Source organism: Actinomadura sp. 3N407, from assembly GCF_052245875.1.
Classification (GTDB): domain Bacteria; phylum Actinomycetota; class Actinomycetes; order Streptosporangiales; family Streptosporangiaceae; genus Spirillospora.
This window is the reverse complement of sequence record NZ_JBQQBP010000005.1, coordinates 530,727-546,699: the sequence shown is the minus strand read 5'-3', so window position 1 is coordinate 546,699 and position 15,973 is coordinate 530,727. Positions and strand designations below refer to the sequence as shown.

At 71.7% G+C, this 15,973-nt stretch carries 23 protein-coding genes; 11 read left to right on the top strand and 12 right to left on the bottom strand.

Going from position 1 to position 15,973, the window contains the following annotated elements; genetic code table 11:
- Window positions 1–11: 11 nt before the first annotated feature.
- Both ACTWPP_RS16170 and ACTWPP_RS16165 read right to left on the bottom strand, forming a co-directional pair.
- Entirely contained in the window at window positions 12–800 is a 789-nt protein-coding gene (locus ACTWPP_RS16170) for an SAM-dependent methyltransferase (RefSeq protein WP_443105052.1), read from the bottom strand.
- 128 nt (window positions 801–928) lie between these two features.
- The gene (locus ACTWPP_RS16165) at window positions 929–1,282 is read right to left on the bottom strand and encodes a cupin domain-containing protein (protein ID WP_443105051.1); all 354 of its coding nucleotides are present in this window, start codon (window positions 1,280–1,282) and stop codon (window positions 929–931) included.
- Between the two features lie 212 nt (window positions 1,283–1,494).
- Here ACTWPP_RS16165 and ACTWPP_RS16160 point away from each other — a divergent pair, with 212 nt between their 5' ends.
- Window positions 1,495–2,052, top strand: a complete 558-nt coding sequence (locus ACTWPP_RS16160; RefSeq protein WP_443105050.1) for an RNA polymerase sigma factor — start codon at window positions 1,495–1,497, stop codon at window positions 2,050–2,052.
- A complete protein-coding gene (locus ACTWPP_RS16155) occupies window positions 2,045–2,947 on the top strand; it encodes a CU044_5270 family protein (RefSeq protein ID WP_443105049.1) in 903 nt (300 codons plus the stop codon). The genes ACTWPP_RS16160 and ACTWPP_RS16155 overlap by 8 nt, the downstream gene beginning before the upstream one ends.
- Window positions 2,948–3,010: 63 nt before the next feature.
- On the opposite strand, the gene ACTWPP_RS16150 is transcribed toward ACTWPP_RS16155, so the two are convergent.
- Window positions 3,011–3,841, bottom strand: a complete 831-nt coding sequence (locus ACTWPP_RS16150) for an ABC transporter permease (RefSeq protein WP_443105048.1) — start codon at window positions 3,839–3,841, stop codon at window positions 3,011–3,013.
- Window positions 3,838–4,818, bottom strand: a complete 981-nt coding sequence (locus tag ACTWPP_RS16145; RefSeq protein ID WP_443105047.1) for an ATP-binding cassette domain-containing protein — start codon at window positions 4,816–4,818, stop codon at window positions 3,838–3,840. The genes ACTWPP_RS16150 and ACTWPP_RS16145 overlap by 4 nt, the downstream gene beginning before the upstream one ends.
- A 129-nt stretch (window positions 4,819–4,947) precedes the next feature.
- Between ACTWPP_RS16145 and ACTWPP_RS16140 the strand changes: the two genes are divergently transcribed.
- Window positions 4,948–5,700, top strand: coding sequence for a TetR/AcrR family transcriptional regulator (locus ACTWPP_RS16140; protein ID WP_443105046.1), 753 nt, complete (start codon window positions 4,948–4,950; stop codon window positions 5,698–5,700).
- A 15-nt stretch (window positions 5,701–5,715) separates the two neighbouring features.
- Here ACTWPP_RS16140 and ACTWPP_RS16135 read toward each other — a convergent pair whose 3' ends face one another.
- The 5 genes from ACTWPP_RS16135 to ACTWPP_RS16115 all read right to left on the bottom strand — a co-directional run bounded on the left by ACTWPP_RS16135 (window position 5,716) and on the right by ACTWPP_RS16115 (window position 9,725).
- Window positions 5,716–6,828, bottom strand: coding sequence for a sensor histidine kinase (locus ACTWPP_RS16135; RefSeq protein ID WP_443105123.1), 1,113 nt, complete (start codon window positions 6,826–6,828; stop codon window positions 5,716–5,718).
- 180 nt (window positions 6,829–7,008) lie between these two features.
- Window positions 7,009–7,497 (bottom strand): hypothetical protein, encoded by a 489-nt coding sequence (locus ACTWPP_RS16130; protein ID WP_443105045.1) that lies wholly within the window; start codon window positions 7,495–7,497, stop codon window positions 7,009–7,011.
- Between the two features lie 127 nt (window positions 7,498–7,624).
- Complete coding sequence (locus ACTWPP_RS16125) at window positions 7,625–7,870, bottom strand: hypothetical protein (protein ID WP_443105044.1); 246 nt, start codon at window positions 7,868–7,870, stop codon at window positions 7,625–7,627.
- A complete protein-coding gene (locus ACTWPP_RS16120) occupies window positions 7,791–8,084 on the bottom strand; it encodes a DUF899 family protein (protein WP_443105043.1) in 294 nt (97 codons plus the stop codon). The genes ACTWPP_RS16125 and ACTWPP_RS16120 overlap by 80 nt, the downstream gene beginning before the upstream one ends.
- A gap of 186 nt (window positions 8,085–8,270) precedes the next feature.
- Window positions 8,271–9,725, bottom strand: coding sequence for a M28 family metallopeptidase (locus tag ACTWPP_RS16115; protein ID WP_443105042.1), 1,455 nt, complete (start codon window positions 9,723–9,725; stop codon window positions 8,271–8,273).
- Window positions 9,726–9,907: 182 nt separating this feature from the next.
- On the opposite strand from ACTWPP_RS16115, the gene ACTWPP_RS16110 reads away from it, so the two are divergent.
- The 4 genes from ACTWPP_RS16110 (at window position 9,908) to ACTWPP_RS16095 (ending at window position 11,265) form a co-directional block, all read left to right on the top strand.
- Window positions 9,908–10,081 (top strand): hypothetical protein, encoded by a 174-nt coding sequence (locus ACTWPP_RS16110; RefSeq protein WP_443105041.1) that lies wholly within the window; start codon window positions 9,908–9,910, stop codon window positions 10,079–10,081.
- Between the two features lie 8 nt (window positions 10,082–10,089).
- Window positions 10,090–10,440 (top strand): RNA polymerase sigma factor, encoded by a 351-nt coding sequence (locus ACTWPP_RS16105; protein WP_443105040.1) that lies wholly within the window; start codon window positions 10,090–10,092, stop codon window positions 10,438–10,440.
- The gene (locus tag ACTWPP_RS16100; protein ID WP_443105039.1) at window positions 10,437–10,622 is read left to right on the top strand and encodes a hypothetical protein; all 186 of its coding nucleotides are present in this window, start codon (window positions 10,437–10,439) and stop codon (window positions 10,620–10,622) included. Before ACTWPP_RS16105 ends, ACTWPP_RS16100 begins: the two co-directional genes overlap by 4 nt.
- A 259-nt stretch (window positions 10,623–10,881) precedes the next feature.
- Window positions 10,882–11,265, top strand: coding sequence for a DUF1801 domain-containing protein (locus tag ACTWPP_RS16095; RefSeq protein WP_443105038.1), 384 nt, complete (start codon window positions 10,882–10,884; stop codon window positions 11,263–11,265).
- Between the two features lie 107 nt (window positions 11,266–11,372).
- Here the strand turns inward: ACTWPP_RS16095 and ACTWPP_RS16090 are convergent, their stop codons facing one another.
- Window positions 11,373–12,077 carry a TetR/AcrR family transcriptional regulator gene (locus tag ACTWPP_RS16090; RefSeq protein WP_443105037.1) on the bottom strand — a complete coding sequence of 235 codons (705 nt, stop codon included), beginning with the start codon at window positions 12,075–12,077 and terminating at the stop codon, window positions 11,373–11,375.
- Between the two features lie 133 nt (window positions 12,078–12,210).
- On the opposite strand from ACTWPP_RS16090, the gene ACTWPP_RS16085 reads away from it, so the two are divergent.
- The 3 genes from ACTWPP_RS16085 to ACTWPP_RS16075 are packed head-to-tail and all read left to right on the top strand — an operon-like array spanning window position 12,211 to window position 13,605.
- Complete coding sequence (locus ACTWPP_RS16085; protein WP_443105036.1) at window positions 12,211–12,336, top strand: hypothetical protein; 126 nt, start codon at window positions 12,211–12,213, stop codon at window positions 12,334–12,336.
- Between the two features lie 37 nt (window positions 12,337–12,373).
- Window positions 12,374–13,486, top strand: a complete 1,113-nt coding sequence (locus ACTWPP_RS16080) for a PQQ-dependent sugar dehydrogenase (RefSeq protein ID WP_443105035.1) — start codon at window positions 12,374–12,376, stop codon at window positions 13,484–13,486.
- Window positions 13,387–13,605, top strand: a complete 219-nt coding sequence (locus tag ACTWPP_RS16075) for a zinc-binding dehydrogenase (protein WP_443105034.1) — start codon at window positions 13,387–13,389, stop codon at window positions 13,603–13,605. Before ACTWPP_RS16080 ends, ACTWPP_RS16075 begins: the two co-directional genes overlap by 100 nt.
- 60 nt (window positions 13,606–13,665) lie before the next feature.
- Here the strand turns inward: ACTWPP_RS16075 and ACTWPP_RS16070 are convergent, their stop codons facing one another.
- Together ACTWPP_RS16070 and ACTWPP_RS16065 are read right to left on the bottom strand one after the other, a co-directional pair.
- Window positions 13,666–14,118: a TIGR03618 family F420-dependent PPOX class oxidoreductase gene (locus ACTWPP_RS16070; RefSeq protein ID WP_443105033.1), complete on the bottom strand. Its 453-nt coding sequence runs from the start codon at window positions 14,116–14,118 to the stop codon at window positions 13,666–13,668.
- 143 nt (window positions 14,119–14,261) lie between these two features.
- Window positions 14,262–14,831: a DUF6817 domain-containing protein gene (locus ACTWPP_RS16065; RefSeq protein ID WP_443105032.1), complete on the bottom strand. Its 570-nt coding sequence runs from the start codon at window positions 14,829–14,831 to the stop codon at window positions 14,262–14,264.
- A gap of 213 nt (window positions 14,832–15,044) precedes the next feature.
- Between ACTWPP_RS16065 and ACTWPP_RS16060 the strand changes: the two genes are divergently transcribed.
- Complete coding sequence (locus tag ACTWPP_RS16060) at window positions 15,045–15,950, top strand: LysR family transcriptional regulator (RefSeq protein ID WP_443105031.1); 906 nt, start codon at window positions 15,045–15,047, stop codon at window positions 15,948–15,950.
- Window positions 15,951–15,973: the final 23 nt, after the last annotated feature.

Sequence of the window (15,973 nt, the reverse complement as noted above, 5' to 3'; positions counted from 1 at the left end):
TTCCTTTGTGATCAGGGCTTACGCGCGACGCCGACGAACGCGTCCATCTCGGGGGCCTCTCCCCTGGACGGCGCCGTGCCGGGCGGGTACCACCGGCCCACCGACACCACACCGGGTTCGACCATTTCCAAGCCGGTGAAGAACGTGGCGAGCCGCTCGGGGGTGTGCAGATGGACCGGCGGGTTGCCGAACGCCGCGTTGTAGGCGGCGGCGGCACGTTCCATGTTCTCCGGGTTCACGACGTTGGTGTTGACGGAGATCGCCAGGTGGCTGCCCGAGCAGGTGGCGCCCATGAGCTCGTCGATCAGGGAGCGGGCGTCGGCGTCGGCGCCGATGTGGACGATGACGCCGAGCATCATGACCCCCACGGGCTCGCCGAAGTCGAGCGTCTCGGCCGCGGCGGCGAGGATCTTGCCGGTGTCGTGCATGTCCGCGTCGATGTAGTCGGTCGCCCCCTCCGGGGTGCTGGTCAGCAGCGCGCGGGCGTGCGCGAGCACGATCGGGTCGTTGTCGACGTAGACGACGCGGCATTCGGGGGCGGCGCGCTGCGCGACCTCATGGGTGTTCTCGGCCGTCGGGAGACCGGTGCCGATGTCGAGGAACTGGCGGATGCCGCACTCGCGCACCATGTATTCGACGGCACGGCCGAGAAATGCCCGATTGTGTCGCATCTGCTCAACAAAGCCTGGTTCTGCTTGAATGACCTGTTCGCCGACCTCGCGGTCGATGTCGTAGTGGTCCTTCCCGCCGAGCCAGAAGTTGTAAATGCGGGCGGAATGCGGCACATCGGCGCGGATCACGTCTTCGAAACGGCCGTCAGCGGAAGGGTCCCCCGCGCCGACCCCCGCGGCGGGCCGCCCCGAGCCAAACTCCGGCCGTTCGCGGGTCGCCCGGGGCACGCGTCCCCGGGCGACCCGCGCAGGCGAACTCAGGCCTTGGCGTACTCTTCCGCGCCGCCCCCGAAGTCGAACATCACGCACGGCTCGTCCCCGACGACCCAGCCGTCATGGCCGGGCGGCAGCACGAAGACGTCCCCGGGGCCGACCTCTCCCTCGGAGCCGTCCCGCATGCGGACGCGCATCCGGCCTTGGACGACGTAAGCCTTGTGCTCCGCTTCGCACAGCTCGGTGCCCGCGATGTCCTTGAGCGACTCCGACCAGCGCCATCCGGGCTCGAACGTCGCCTTGCCGAAAAGCAGCCCCGACAGCTGGACGACCTCCAGGTGCCCCCTTGGGAAGTCCCTTCGCTCGTCCGGCTTCTCGATGCTCTTGATTTCCGTCATGATGGGTCCCCCTTTTCTCCATCACCTCTCACGCTGGCACCACCCGTGACCTGGGTCAAGAGGGCCGGGACGGCACGATTTCGCCGATGGCCCGCACCCTCCGCCACCCGCGCCCCGGAAAGCGATCCGGCGTTCGTGCGAAGTACCGGTGTAAGCCATCCACTTCCGCTCCGGAGGCACGGCATGAGAGAGACACGGATTTGAGCGCCGGCGTGGACGGGGACCTGACGGACGCCGATCTCGCCGCCCGCTTCCAACGCGACCCGGAGCTGTTCACCGCCGTCTACGACCGCCACTACCGCGACATCTACCGGTACGTGGCAGGGCGCCTGGACGTGCAGGCCGGTGAGGACGTCGCCGCCGAAACGTTCCTCACGGCGTTCGCCGAACGCGACCGGTTCGACCCCGGGCGCGGCGAGCTGCGGCCCTGGCTCTTCGGCATCGCCACCAACCTGGTGGCCCGGCACCGCCGGACGGAGGCCCGGCACTACCGGGCGCTGGCGGCGGCGCCGGAGCCCTCCGACGGAGGCCACGAGAACCGCGTCGTCGCCTCCGTCGCCGCCCAGCGGATGAGGCCCGAACTCGCGGCGGCGCTGACGGCCCTGTCGCGAGGAGAACGCGACGTCGTCCTCCTCGTGGCGCTGGGCCAGCTCAGCCATGAAGAGGTCGCGCAGGCGCTCGGGATCTCCTACGGGACGGTCGGCTCCCGCCTGAGCCGTGCCCGCAAGAAGCTCAACGAAGCCATCGACAGGGAGGCGTTCCATGGATGACCTGCAGACGCTCGCCACCGCGCTGCGCAAGCCCGACCCGTCCCCCGAGACGGTCGACGAGGGCCGGCACCGGCTCCAGAACGCGATGCGCCGCCGCCCGTCCCGCAGGCGCACGACCGGCTGGCTCGCCGCCGGCCTGACCCTCGCCGGAGCCGCGGCGGCCACCGCGGTCGTCGTCTCCGGGCCGGCCGAGCCCACCACTCCGCCCAACGGGCCACCGTCCCCCATGTCGGCCAGGCAGGTCCTTCTCGCCGCCGCCACCTCCGCCGAACGCACACCGGAGGGCAGGGGCACCTACTGGTACGTCCGGATCGTGCAGCCGAAGGCGGAAACCGGCCCGCGGACCCCCCTGATCCGTGAGCGCTGGACCACCCGCAGCGGCGAGACGTGGCTCCGGGACAACGTGAAGACGGGCGGGAAGCTTCACAAGTCGCCGTTCCGGTCCGTGGTCACGCTGGGGGGAGTCCCGGTGAGTTTCGAGGAGATCCAGAGGTTGCCGGCCGACCCCGACGCCCTCAAGGCGAGGATCGCCGAGGCCGTCCGGCGGACCAGGCTCCGGACCAGCGCGGGCGAACTCACCGAAGCCGACCGGGAGAGGCTCCTCTTCCTCGACCTCGTGTCCCTGGTCACCACGATCCCCGCCGCGCCGAAAGTGCGTGGTGCCGCCTTCCGAGCGATCGCCTCCTACCCCGGCGTGACGAGCGCGGGGGAGGCCGACGGCGGCCGGGGGCTGCGGTTCCCCGTCTCCGGCGGTCACCAGGCCAGGCTGGTCGTGGACCCGGAAACCGGCCAGGTGCGCAGCACCAACTTCTACGCCATGCCCGGCGGCCCCACCCTCTGGTCGCCCCGCACCATGACGATCAGTGCGTCCTGGACCGACATGCCCCCCGGCTGACGGACGCGGCCGGGGGGCGCGGCTCACGCGTCCCCCGGCTCACGCGTCCCCCGGCAGGCCGCGTCAGCGGCTCAGGCGCTGGTAGCGGCGGACGGCCAGGGGCAGGAAGACCGCGGTGATGATGATCGGCCAGACGATCGCCATCAGGAGGGCGTTCTGCTCGATCCAGGTGTCGCCGACCGCCGCCGGGTTGCCGAACAGTTCACGGGACGCCGTCACCGTGGACGACACCGGGTTCCACATGGCGATCGTGCCCAGCCAGTCCGGCATGAGGGACGGCGCCACGAACGCGCTGGAGATCATCGCGAAGGGGAACGCGACGGCGAACAGGCTTCCGGCGGCCTCCTCGTTGGGCACCAGGAGACCGAGGAGCACGCCGATCCAGATCAGCGCGAAGCGGAGCAGGAGGAACAGGCCGAAGGCGGCGAGTGTGCCGAGGAGGCCGGCGCTGGAGCGCCAGCCGATCGCCAGTGCCGTGAGGGCAAGGACCGCGAGGTCGAGGGTCGCGCCGATCAGGTCGCCGAACCCCCGCCCGGTGACGACGGCCGAAGGGGCCATCGGCATCGACCGGAACCTGTCGGTGACGCCGCGCGCGCTGTCGTAGACGACGACGTACGCGGTGTTCATGAAGCCCATCGCCATCGTCATGCCGAACATGCCCGGCATGAGGAACTCGCGGTAGTCGCCGCCGCCGGGGACCGACATCGCGCTGCCGAACACGTAGCCGAACAGCAGCACCGAGACGATGGGGAATCCGAGCTGCCAGGCGATGTTGCTGGGCTGCCGGACGTAGTGGGTCAGGCCCCGGAGGACGATCGTCCAGCTGTCGGCGACGGCCCAGTAGAGGCGCGTGCCGAGCCCGTCGTCGTCGGCCGTCTTGCTTTCGACGCTCACGCTCCCACCTTCTTCTTCTCGTCGTCTTCCTTCTCGTCGGCGTGGTGTCCGGTGAGGCGCAGGAACACCTCGTCGAGCGTTGGACGCCGCAGCCCGATGTCCTCCACGGCGATGCCGTCGTCCTGGAGCGTGCGGGCGACCTCGGTCAGCGCGGCCACCCGTTCGGTGACCGGCGCGTGCACCCGTGCCGCGGCCTCGTCGATCTGCGGCTCGGCGGACGCGACGCGGGCGACCACGGCCGCCGTGGCGGGCAGGGTCGCGGGGTCGCGCACCACCACCTCGATGCGGTCGCCGCCGATCAGCTGCTTCAGCGACTGGGGCGGGCCGTCCGCGATGACCCTGCCGTGGTCGAGGACGGCGATGCGCCCGGCGAGCTGGTCCGCCTCGTCCAGGTACTGCGTCGTCAGCAGGACGGTCGTGCCCTGCGCGACCAGCGACCGGACCGACCGCCACACCTCGTTCCGGCCGCGCGGATCGAGGCCGGTGGTCGGCTCGTCCAGGAACAGGACGTCCGGCGCCAGGATCATGCTGGCGGCGAGGTCGAGCCGGCGGCGCATCCCGCCGCTGTACTGCTTGAGTCCCTTGTCGGCGGCCTCCACCAGGTCGAACCGCTCCAGCAGCTCGTCGGCGCGCTCCGCCGCCCGCTTCTTGCCCAGGTGGAACAGCCTGCCGAACATGCGCAGGTTCTGCCGTCCCGTCAGGACCTCGTCCACCGCGGCGTGCTGCCCCGCCAGCCCGATCCGCCGGCGCACCTGCCGGGGCCGGGTGGCGACGTCGAGCCCGGTGACCTCGGCTCGCCCGCCGTCCAGCCGGACGAGCGTGGTCAGGATCCGCACGGCGGTGGTCTTTCCCGCGCCGTTCGGGCCGAGCAGGCCGTACACCATGCCTTTCGGTACCGCGAGGTCGAAGCCGTCGAGCGCGCGTTTGTCCCCGTAGCTCTTGTGGATCCCCTCGGCGAGGATCGCGTTGTCCGCCATGCCGCCTCCCGTTCGCACCTACTTCGGGTACACGATACACTAATTCGCGTACACCATACCCTAAGTGGGGGCGATAGCGTCTGTACGGCGGCACCGGCCGGTGCCGCACAGCCAGGAGCAGGGCGAACGATGACGACGGAGCACGGCGGCGAACGCGACCTCGGCCGGAGCCTGGAGCTGCTGTGGGGCGACAGAACCCGCCCGGCCCGCGGACGCCCGCCCACGCTCAGCCTCGACCGGATCGTCGCGGCGGCCGTCGAGGTCGCCGACGAGCTCGCCGAGACCGAGGGCCTCGAAGCGCTGTCCATGCGCGTCATCGCGACCCACCTGGGCGTCGGGACGATGTCGCTCTACCGCTACGTCCCCGGCAAGAGCGAACTGCTGGACCTCATGCTCGACCACGTCATCGACGTCCCCGAGGAGGACGAGGCGCACGGCTGGCGGGAGATCCTGACGGCCGAGGCCCACCACCACTGGCGGCTGTGCATGGACCACCCCTGGTACCCGTTCGTGGACCAGAGCCGCCCGCTCCTCGGCCCCAACGGCCTGCGCGGCCTCGACCGGCTCCTCAGCCAGCTGCGTCCCACCGGCATCGACGACCGGTCCCTGCTCATGATGATCGGCGTCCAGAGCGACTACGTGGACGGCGTCGCGCGCAGCTACATCAACGAGCGCCGCGCCGAGAAGCGGACCGGCGTCAGCAACGAGGAGTTCTGGCGGGCCCAGACCCCGACCCTCATGGACGCGATGAACAGCGGCGCCTTCCCGACCATGGCCGACCTCGCCGACAACACCTTCGACTTCTCCTACGAGCAGCTCTTCGAATTCGGCCTGACCCGCCTCCACGACGGCTTCGCCGCCTTCATCGACGCCCCCCGCTGACACTCACCGCGCGGCTCACAGGGGGAGCTCCGCGCGGACGCGGAACCCGCCGTCCGCCACCGGTCCCGCGGTCAGCGTGCCGCCCACCGCCATCGCACGCTCCCGCATCCCGACCAGTCCCATCCCGCTTCCGGCCGCGGGCGGCGTCCCGCACCCGGCGCGGTCGTTGTCCACCGCCAGGACGACCTTGCCGGGACGGTATTCGATGATCACCGACACGGGGGCGCGCCCGGCATGGCGGAGCACGTTCGTCAACGCCTCCTGCAGAATGCGGTAGGCGGCGCGGTCGACGTCCGCGGGCAGCCGGCGCGGCTCGCCCCGCACCTCGTAGTTCGTGGTCAGCCCCGCGGCCCGCGCCCGCTCCACCAGCCGCGGCAGGCGATCGAGGCCGGGTTCGCCCCCGTCCCCGTCGACCTGGCGCAGGATGCCCAGCGTGCCGCGCAGTTCCCGCATCGCGTCCCGCCCCGCCTCCTTGATCACGATCAGCGCTTCACGGCCGCGCGCGGGATCCCGGTCGATCAGATGGACGGCCATGCCCGCCTGCACGTTGATGACCGAGATGCTGTGGGTGAGGGTGTCGTGCAGTTCCTGGGCGATCCAGAGGCGCTCCTCGCCCGCCCTCCGCAGCGCCGCCTCCTCCCGCGTCCGCTCCGCCTCGGCCGCGCGCTGCTCCACCGCCAGCAGATAGTCCCGCCGGTTGCGGGTCATCTCCCCGATCACCAGCATCGCCGTCACCCAGCCCACGATCCAGAGGAAGCTCTCATGGTCGCCGGCCCGGCGCGCCGCCTCGATCACGTACATCGCCGCCGCCAGGGACGCGCCGACGAGCACCGCGGCGAGCCGTGCACCGGCGCCCATCAGCGTGTAGATCCCGATGACGGCGGGGACGGCCGCGCAGATCCCCGGGCCGCCCAGGGCGTAGTACGCGGCGGCCGTGACGCTCGTCCCCGCGGCCACCGCCAGCGGAGCCCGCCGCCGCGCGGCCACGGCCAGCGAAGGAAGCACCAGCAAGGCGATCTCGAGCGGCCCGACGGGTTCGCCCTGGCGGCGCCCCGCCAGCGTGCCCGCCACGAGCGCGACCGCAAGCCCGCACGCCCCTATCACTTCGGCGTGCTTCCTCAGCTTCATCACATGCCGACGGTATTCGCCGCCCGGAGCCGCGTCGTCCTGCCGGCGGACGATGCCGCCCGTACTCCGCCCGCAGTAGGCGGCGCCCGCGCTACCGCAGCCGCCCTAGTCGTATATACGGGCGCCATTGGGGCTTCCCGACACCACCATCCCCGAGGGCCCGGAACGGCTCTGGGCCCATCAGAGCGACAGCGCGGCCATGAAGGCCATGCTGGCCGCCATTCCGGCAGAGCACAGATCCTGGCCGATCGCCCTTCGCTTCCCGTCCCGCTCGGGCAGAAGGCGGATGAGCCGAGCACCGGTCCAGGCCAGCCCGATGACCAGGGCCACCGTGGCCGGCGAACCGCCTCCATGCGCGTGCCCGGACGGAGCGCCGGCGAGATCGGGGCCGCTGAACGCCGTCAGCACCAAGAGGATGAACATGATCCCGAAGTCCTGGACGTGATGACCGGTCTCCGCACGGCGGCAGGGGGAGCCGCAGAGCCAGCCGGCGGTCAGCAGCGCGAGCACCGCGACGGCGAGGAACCAGCCGCCCAGATGCCCGGCCGCCATGCCGAGCGCCATGACGACGTGCGGCCACCTTTTGGTGGGACGTGCGGAGGGCGGCAGGGCCGGCGCGAGGGCCAGGACGCAGCCGACCGTTATCCCCACCGTGTGGAGGAGGGGCATGACGCGCTCCTTGCCGTTGGCGGTCATCGCACCGTCAGACGGGACGGCTCGGCAGCCATGACGGAGCGTAGGAGGTCGCGGGGCGGCGCCTAACGCCTTTGGCCGACGCCGTCGACGAGGGAGCGCGTCAGTGGTGGTGGCTCCGCCGGCCGAGGGTCTCCACGGGGGTCGCGCCGGGGCGGGTCCACTGCGGTACGGGGCGGCCGGCCGGGCCCCAGGCGGCGTTCCCGCCGGCGTCCGAGCGCCAGTACCAGCAGACCGGCGAGCCGTGCCCGCCGACCGGCGAGCCGGCCTCAGGGGCCTCGGGCCGGCCCTCGGGGTAGTCCTCCCACGCCTCGCGGCGGCCGTAGGGCGTCATGTCGAGCAGGCCCATGGACCCGTTGGGCCGCTCGTTGCCACGGCCCGTCGTGGAGTAGGTACTCCACCATCGGCAGCCGTCGGCGGGCCGCGGCGATGGCGTCGCCCTCGCGGGTGTGGGCCTTCTCGCGGACCAGAAGCTCATCACGGGCGGCCTGCCAGGTGGCCAGGTCGACGACGGGCGGGCGCCCGGACAGCGCGGTGGTCGGGTCGTCCGGCGTGTTCGTCATGGTGTCCTCCGTGGATCTCGTGCCGGGCAGCGTCGTACGACACCAGAACAGACCCGCGGCCCGGCCGGAACTCATCGCGCCTTGGTCATGGCGATCACCCCCGGGGCCGATGGTGTGCAGGGCCGCGCAGTCGATCGACGGGCGCAGCAGTTCCAGTTCGCTACCGCGCCGGTTCCGCCGTGTTCGTCAGTCCGGTACGGGGAACGCGACGGGGCTGCGGTGCCCGTCCCGGTCGACGGCGCGGACGCCGAAGAAGACGTTGTCCTTGGACAGGTCGATGCGGACCCCGGTGACGTTCCCGACGGGGATCACATGCGTCCAGTCGGGGCTGGTCGTCGCCCGCCACACGACCTCGTACCCGGCGATGTCGGGTTCGGGGCCGCGGTCCCAGGCCAGGTCGGTGTCGTTGGTGAGCCGGTCGGTGAGGACGCGGGCGTTCTTGGGCGTTCCCGGGGCCTGGGCGAGCGACCACAGGGTGGCGGCGTTCACCTTGGCGACACGGGCGATGTAGGCGAAGTCGCAGAACTCGGGGAGGTCACCGTACTGCGTCCCGTCCTCCACCCGGACGTCCTGGTGCTGGTGGGCGAAGTTCTCGTGGGGCTCGGTGAAACGGGCGGCGGGGTAGTCCTGCTCCAGGTAGCCGATGTGGTCGCCGCCGCGCAGGTAGCGGTCACGGCGGTAGATCGTCCGGATGCGCATGCCGGTGGCGTGGTCGCCGGCGACGGACGAGACGAACCGGGCGAGCTGCCGTGCGGGAGAGTCGTTCTCACCGCCGACCGCGCGCCGCACATTGGCCTCCTCCGGGGTCTCGGCGGTGGGGACGCCCTCGGCGAACAGCCGCAGGGAGCGGGGGTCGCGGGTGCCGTCGTCGGCGGTGGCGCTGCCCACGATGTCGTTGGTGAACATCGCCTGCACGTCCGCGCCGGCCGACTTGTACTGCTTCGCCTGGTACCTGGAGCCGTACAGGCCCTGCTCCTCACCGGCCACGGCGGTGAAGACGATGGTGGCCTCCGGACGGCGCTCGGCCATGACCCGGGCGAGCTCCATGACGACCGCCACTCCGGACGCGTCGTCATCGGCGCCGGGCGCGTACGCCGTGGCGTTCATGACGTCGCTGACCCGCGAGTCGTAGTGGCCGGCGACCACGTAGATCCGGTCGGGGGTGACCGATCCGCGCAGCGTCGCGACGACGTTGCTGATCCGGGTCGCGACGGGGATGCGGGGTGCGGGCTCCTGGACGTAGGACTGCAGTTCCGCGGTCATCCGTCCACCGGACGCGGCGGCGTACCGCTTCATCTCCGCGAGCATCCAGTCGCGGGCGGCGCCGATGCCGCGGTCCGGGTCGTCCTGGGCGGACAGGGTGTGCCGGGTGCCGAAGCTCACCAGCTTGCGGACGTTCGCCTCGATGCGGTCGCGGTCGATCTCGCGCAGGAGCGCGCGCAGTTCCGCGTCCGGCGGCTGGTTCCTGATGGGCTTGCCGGGTCCGTCCGGCCAGCCCCGCTCCCGCGCGTCGGCGGGCACGGCGGTCAGCGCCACGCCCGCACCGGCGGTCGCGGTGACGGCGGCGGCCGTGGAGAGGGAGAGGAACGTCCGGCGGCTTGCGGCAGTGGGAGTTGCGGCGGGGGGTTCGTTGGTGCTCACGACGCCGATGATCCTCGCTGCCCCGCACGTGTCCACGGCCAGAGCCACCAGTTTTCGGGCCCCCCGGATGTCGAGAATTGCGCCCGTAACCGCCCGGCTTCGGTGCTCATGGAGCGGCGCCGCCGGGGCCGGGCGTCCACCCGGCCGGCTTCGGGTCCGCCGAGCCTGGCTAGGGTGAGCGGGTGAGCAGGCCCGACGTCGATGCCGACGTGGTGAGGCGCGCGCAGCGCGGCGACCTGATGGCCTTGCATGAGGTTCTGGACGCGCTCACGCCGTACGTGCGCCGTCTCTGCGGGCCGATCGCGCTGCAGGACGCCCCCGACGCCGCTCAGGAGGCGCTGACGCGCGCGCGCTGATCATCGTCATGCGCAACCTGAAGACGCTGCGTGAACCCGCCGCCCTCTTCGGCTGGGTGCGGGTCATCGCCGTACGCGAGGCGGTGCGGGTGGCGAGGCAGTCGTCACGGGCCGTTCCAGCCGAGGTCGCCGAGGTGCCCGCGCCCGGCGACCCGGCGCTGGCCGCCGACGTCCGCGACGTCCTGAACCGGCTGTCGCCCGAGCACCGCGCCGTGCTGACGCTGCGCGACCTGGAGGGCCTGGACGAGGAGTCGGCCGCGCGGATGCTGCGGGTCCCGGCCGGGACCGTACGGTCGCGGCTGTTCCGGGCCCGGGCGAGCTTCCGGCGGAGCTGGCGTGCCGAAGGGAGCTCACGATGACCTGGCCACTCGGCGAGCTCGACGACGTACGCCGGCTCCGCGCGGTGGCGGCCTCGTTCCCCGGCGTCCTGCTGGAGGAGACCGTCCTGCCGTCTTCCTTCGAGGACGTGTGGGCGGTATGGCGGCCCTCCTGGTGGCCACTGTCCTCATGCTGGACGCGCTCCTGCACGTCTACTGGATGACCGGCCGCACCTGGCCCGCCCGTGACGTGACCACGTTGTCGCTCGGGCTGCTCAACGCCGACGTTCCCTTCACTCCCCGCGTACTGGCCCCGCTCGTCCTGGCCTTGTCCGGCGGGGCCGCCGCCGTCCTGGCCCGGGCGGATGTGGTCCTTCCCGGCCTGCCCGGGTGGCTCCCCCTGCATCCTCCTGGCGACCGCCACGACCCACGTGGCCACACGCTGAACCCGGCACTGTCGGTGGCGAGCACCATGATGGGGACATGGTTGACGGAACACTGGGCGGAGGGCCGGAAGTACAAGACTGGCTGGACGGCCTGGATGCGCACGTCCGCGGCCAGGTGGAAGAGCTTTCCGCGCTGGTCGCCAGGGCCGATCCCCGGCTGGAGCGATCGATCAAGTGGGGGCGGCTGACCTTCACGGTCATGGGCGACTGGCATCACTGGCTGTGCGGCATCGCGGTGCCGAAGAAGGGAGCCAAGCTGGTCTTCCACAAGGGTGCCCTGCTGGAGGACCCGGAGCAGCTCCTGACCGGCACCGGGCGCTACGTCCGTGAGATGGCGGCCGGAGTCGCACTCGGGCACGCGGAAGAGACCGTCGGCTTGGTGCGCAGTGCCATCGCGCACCAGACCGACATGCTGGACTGACAGGGCGACCGCCGGGGTGCTCGTTTCCGGCGGCCGGTCAGCGCGGCGGGCCGACGACCACCTGACCGTAGGCGTCGGCCGCCGCGGTGTCCGGGCGCCGAGCCGGGTCACGCCTCCCGGTGGTCCGCCCCCGCGCCGGCCGTCCGCGACGCGGGGTGGTGGTCGTCGTTCCACTCGGGGTCGTCGACGTCTGCCGGGACGTCCTCGGCCGGGGCGACGCCGTCGAAGAGGTTGGCGACCAGCGTGTCGGTGAAGCCGGTGCTCAGCGGCTCGGCCGGGAGCAGCAGCCGGTGGTAGCAGGCGCCCCAGAGCTGGTCGACGAGCGTTTCGAGGTCGACGTCGTCGCGGATCTGGCCCGCCTCCCGAGCGGCGGCCATGCGTTTCACGGCGAGCCGCCGGCGCGGTACGACGTACTGGTCGGACAGGGCGGCCGACAGTTCGGGGTCGCTCTGCGCGGCCCCGATCAGCTCGGCGAAGGTGCCGCCGACGCGGTCGAGGAGGCCGACGAAGGCGCGCAGCTGCGCGGACAGGTCGGCTCGCACGTCGCCGGTGTCGGGGAAGGCGAGGGTCGTCTCGACGGCGCTGAAGTAGGCCTCCAGGGCCAGCGCGCCCGGGGACGCCCACCACTTGTACAGGGTCATCTTGCTGACGCCGGCGCGTGCGGCGACCTTCTCGAAGGTCACGCTCCGGATGCCGCCGGAGAGCAGCAGCTCGGCGGTGGCGGCCAGCGTCGCGCGGCGCACCTCTTCGGCCCGGCGGCGTCCGCGTCCCGGCTTGAGCAGAGGGGCTTCGGGGGTATCGGTGGGTTCCATATGTGCGCTCCTCGTCCACTGTAGCCGGGGGCCGGGCGGCCATCTCCCGACCCTTCACGCCGAACTATATGGACAATCAGTCCATATATGGATTAGTGTACGACTCGTCCACATACGGAGAGGGAGGTTCCGCATGAGCACCAGTGCGCAGCCATCGGTCGAACACGTCAACTGGTCGGCCCACCAGGCGCGGGCCGCCTTCATGGAGCGCCTGTGCTTCGCCGGGCCGCTCACCCCCACCAGGTCGGGCAGCCGATGACGCGGCCGCACCCATTCAGCGGAAATCGAGGCACACCATGCACCCGAAGCGTCCCCTCGCCCTGGCACTGACCACCGCCCTGACGGGAGCGGTGCTCGCCGGATGCGCGGGATCCGCGCCGCAGACCCCCGGCCGGACGGGCTCCGCCCCGGCGGCGCCTCCTGGCGAGGTGACCGAACTGGCCACCGGGCTGGACATGCCGTGGGGGCTGGCCTTCCTTCCTGACGGCTCGGCCCTGGTGTCCGGGCGCGCGTCCGGGCAGATCCATCACGTCCCGGCCGGAGGCGGAGAACCGGCACTGGTCGGCGAGGTGCCCGGCGTGGAGGTGAGCGCCGAAGGCGGCCTGCTCGGCCTGGCCGCCTCACCCGCCTTCGCCGAGGACCGCACCGTCTACGCCTACGTCTCGGCGTCGCCGACCAACCGTGTCGTCGCCCTCGATATCGCCGAGGACCTGCGGTCGCTCAGCCAGGAGCGCGTCCTCCTCGACGGGATCGAGACGGCCGACCGCCACCACGGCGGACGGCTGCGCTTCGGCCCCGAAGGCGACCTGTGGATCGGGACCGGCGACGCGTTCCTGCCCGAGAACGCCGCCGACGGGAACTCCCTCAACGGCAAGATACTCCGGATCCGGCCGGACGGATCCATCCCGGACGGCAACCCCGCGCCGGGCTCCCCCATCTACTCCTCGGGCCACCGCAACGTGCAGGGCATCGCGTTCGGCCCCGACGGCACCGCCTACGCCTCCGAGCTGGGCCACCGCACCTGGGACGAGCTGAACGTCCTGCGGCCGGGCCTGGACTACGGCTGGCCCGAAACGGAGGGAACCGAGGGCGGCACCGGCCAACCGCCGATCTTCACCGTCCATCCCGACGACGCCTCACCCTCCGGGATCGCCTACGCCCAGGGGTCGATCTGGATGGGAGCCCTGGGCGGGCGGCGGCTCTGGCAGCTCCCCGTTGACGGCTCCAAGGCGGCCGGGGAACCCGTCGACCATTTCGTCGGCGACTACGGCCGCATCCGCACCGTCGAACGCGCCCCGGACGGATCCCTGTGGATCACCACGTCCAACACCGACGGGGCCACCTGGGGAGGCACCGACCCACGCCCTGGCGACGACCGCATCCTGCGCCTCGAACTCACCCGGGACTGACGGCGGGGGGACGGCTCCGCCCGGCGATCGGCGCCGTCTACCCGCTGGCACGCGCCGCCGACGCCCACCGCGCCCTGGCCGCCCGCACCACGGTCGGCAAGTCGCTCCTCTCGGTGTGAACCGGTGACCCGCGAACGCGTGGACCGCTCTCGGCGAGGCGGCCCACGGCCCGTCTCGCGTCAGGAGGTCTGCGGGTTGGCGTAGACGCGGCGGGGGACGATGAGCACGGCGGCTCGTCGTTCCTCCGCCATCACCCGGTCGTAGGTGTCCCAGTCGTCATGAGTGCCGCCGGCTGCTCGGAAGATGTCCCGCAGCATCAGCCTCAGCGCTTCGCCGTCGACATCGGGATGCGGGTCGTCAGGTCCGACGATCTCGGCGGTTCCCTCGACGGTCGCCCATCGCCATCCCGCCCGGACGACGACCGTGACCCGGGGGTCGGCACGCAGGTTGTGCAGCTTGCGGGAGCCGCCGGTGGCGACGAGCCCGACGACCCGTCCTCCCCGCAGCGGATGTTCCAGGACCCCGGCGTTGACCACCGACGACTGGACGCTCCCATCGCCCCGCACCGTGTTGACCACGCACAGTCCGTGATCGAGAGGTATCAGCTCGGCAAAGCCGGAAAGGTCGGTCACGATTGGTTCAGCCCTTCTCTCCGCGTCGTCCGCCCATGCTCCAGTGCGGCGATCACCCCTTCAAGCTCATCACCGCGCGCCCCCGCAGGACCAGCCGCGCAGCTCACCCGATGAGCCGAGTCCGTGGATGGCGGGCGTCTCGCTCACGGCTGGTCGCGGAAGGTTCGGACGGCGCGGGCAGCGGACGGGCTGAGCAGCGGCCGCCAGGCGGTGAACAGGTCGATCAGGGCCTGGCCATGTGCGGCCCGCAGGGCGGGGGACGCGGCCATGACGTCGAGTTCGTTGGCGACGGTGAGTTCGGCGAAGTCCCGGCGGCGAGCCGGCCGTGGGCGAAGCACGGCTCCGGTGAAACGGTCGGTGAAAGGACCGTCGGGCGAGGTCAGATGCGGATAGGACCGGGAACGATCACAACTGGCGTACAGGTAGACCAGTCGCTCGGCCTCCACCCCGACGACCTCGGTGAGCTCGCCGCGCCGATGGGGGTCACCTAGGGCCGGGCCAAAGCCGTCGGTTCCATAGAAAGCGTGGAACAGGCCCGCGAGGCGAAGTTCGGGTCGCGCTCCCCATTCGCTGAGCAGCGCGTGCACGCGCCGCAGATGGGCGTACAGCGTGCCGCCCGGATGCTCCAGCCGATCCGCTCCCAGCGCCAGCAGAAGTTCGGCCGCTTCCTCCGCGCCCCGCCCGCGGGCCCCGGCCGCCGGTTCCGTTGTCATGTGCGTGCCCTCCCGCTGGAGAGGTCGGCACCCGTCCGCCTGCCCGATCGTCGTCCGCCGTATGTCCCGGGTCACCAGCACACGTCGCAGGGCACCACGGACGGGTTGCCGCCGTCTTGGGAACCATCCGGTTCGCCCCTCAGCCTGGGGCCGCGGCACATTCCAGTCAATTCTTGGATTTGCTTATAAAGCCCCAAGAGTTAACTTGGGTCAGTGACGCTCGACGACCTTCGGGTCTTCATCGCCGTGTGCGAGACCCGCAACCTCAGCGCGGTCTCCCGCACCCTGTCCTGCAGCCAGTCGGCGGTCAGCCAGCACGTCAAGCGGCTCGAACGGGAGATCGGGCTCGCGCTGATCGAGCGGCAACCCCGCGGGGTCGCGCCGACGGACGCGGGCCGGATCCTGTATCAGGCCGCGCTGGGCGGCATCACCTCGCTCGACTCCGCCGTCCGCCGCCTTCGAGAACTCCGCGACGGCGACGGCGGGACCGTGAAGATCACCACAGGGGGCGTGACGGTTCGGCACTTCATGCCGGACGCCATCACCGCCTTCCGCGATCGGCATCCCGAAGCGGCCCTGGACTTCCAGTCCGCCCATTCGACCCGCCGCTGCCTGGAACTCCTGCAGGGCGGGCAGGCGGACCTGGCCTGGATCACTCTGGGGCGGCCGGCTCCCGGCATCCAGCAGCGGCCGGTCATCGACCTGCCGTGGGTTCTGGTGGTCAACGCCGATGATCCCCTTGCCGCCAGGGAGAGCATCGGTCCCGGCGATCTCCGTTCGATCCGCTACATCGCGCATCCCGCCAACTCCGCGTCACACCGGCGTCTCGAGGAGAACTTCGTGCGGCTCGGATGCGCGCCCTCACAAACCGTCGGGGTGGCCGACTGGGACACAGCGGTCCTTCTCACCGAACTCGGCATCGGCCACGCCATACTGCCGGCCCTGCCCAGGCTGACACTCTCGCCGGCCAGCCCGGTGCGCACCGTCCCCATCCCGGCGCTCTCCCCCATCACGGTCGGCTGGGCGGCCCGCCAGTGGGACGCCCTCAGCCCCCTCGCCACCGAATTCGCCGAGCTTGTCGCCGCCGACCACGCCCCGCTCAGCGCGGCGCGGACTTGAAGATCATTACCGGACGCATCGTC

Coding starts and splice junctions, on each gene's coding strand:
- ACTWPP_RS16100 (WP_443105039.1), top strand. CDS start 10,437: ATGACCTGGCCACTCGGCGAGCTCGACGACGTACGCCGGCTCCGCGCG.
- ACTWPP_RS16120 (WP_443105043.1), bottom strand. CDS start 8,084: ATGACGAACACGCCGGACGACCCGACCACCGCGCTGTCCGGGCGCCCG.
- ACTWPP_RS16065 (WP_443105032.1), bottom strand. CDS start 14,831: ATGACAACGGAACCGGCGGCCGGGGCCCGCGGGCGGGGCGCGGAGGAA.
- ACTWPP_RS16125 (WP_443105044.1), bottom strand. CDS start 7,870: ATGGGCCTGCTCGACATGACGCCCTACGGCCGCCGCGAGGCGTGGGAG.
- ACTWPP_RS16095 (WP_443105038.1), top strand. CDS start 10,882: ATGGTTGACGGAACACTGGGCGGAGGGCCGGAAGTACAAGACTGGCTG.
- ACTWPP_RS16145 (WP_443105047.1), bottom strand. CDS start 4,818: ATGGCGGACAACGCGATCCTCGCCGAGGGGATCCACAAGAGCTACGGG.
- ACTWPP_RS16165 (WP_443105051.1), bottom strand. CDS start 1,282: ATGACGGAAATCAAGAGCATCGAGAAGCCGGACGAGCGAAGGGACTTC.
- ACTWPP_RS16080 (WP_443105035.1), top strand. CDS start 12,374: ATGCACCCGAAGCGTCCCCTCGCCCTGGCACTGACCACCGCCCTGACG.
- ACTWPP_RS16155 (WP_443105049.1), top strand. CDS start 2,045: ATGGATGACCTGCAGACGCTCGCCACCGCGCTGCGCAAGCCCGACCCG.
- ACTWPP_RS16085 (WP_443105036.1), top strand. CDS start 12,211: ATGAGCACCAGTGCGCAGCCATCGGTCGAACACGTCAACTGGTCGGCC.
- ACTWPP_RS16090 (WP_443105037.1), bottom strand. CDS start 12,077: ATGGAACCCACCGATACCCCCGAAGCCCCTCTGCTCAAGCCGGGACGC.
- ACTWPP_RS16140 (WP_443105046.1), top strand. CDS start 4,948: ATGACGACGGAGCACGGCGGCGAACGCGACCTCGGCCGGAGCCTGGAG.
- ACTWPP_RS16135 (WP_443105123.1), bottom strand. CDS start 6,828: ATGAAGCTGAGGAAGCACGCCGAAGTGATAGGGGCGTGCGGGCTTGCG.
- ACTWPP_RS16130 (WP_443105045.1), bottom strand. CDS start 7,497: ATGCCCCTCCTCCACACGGTGGGGATAACGGTCGGCTGCGTCCTGGCC.
- ACTWPP_RS16105 (WP_443105040.1), top strand. CDS start 10,090: ATGCGCAACCTGAAGACGCTGCGTGAACCCGCCGCCCTCTTCGGCTGG.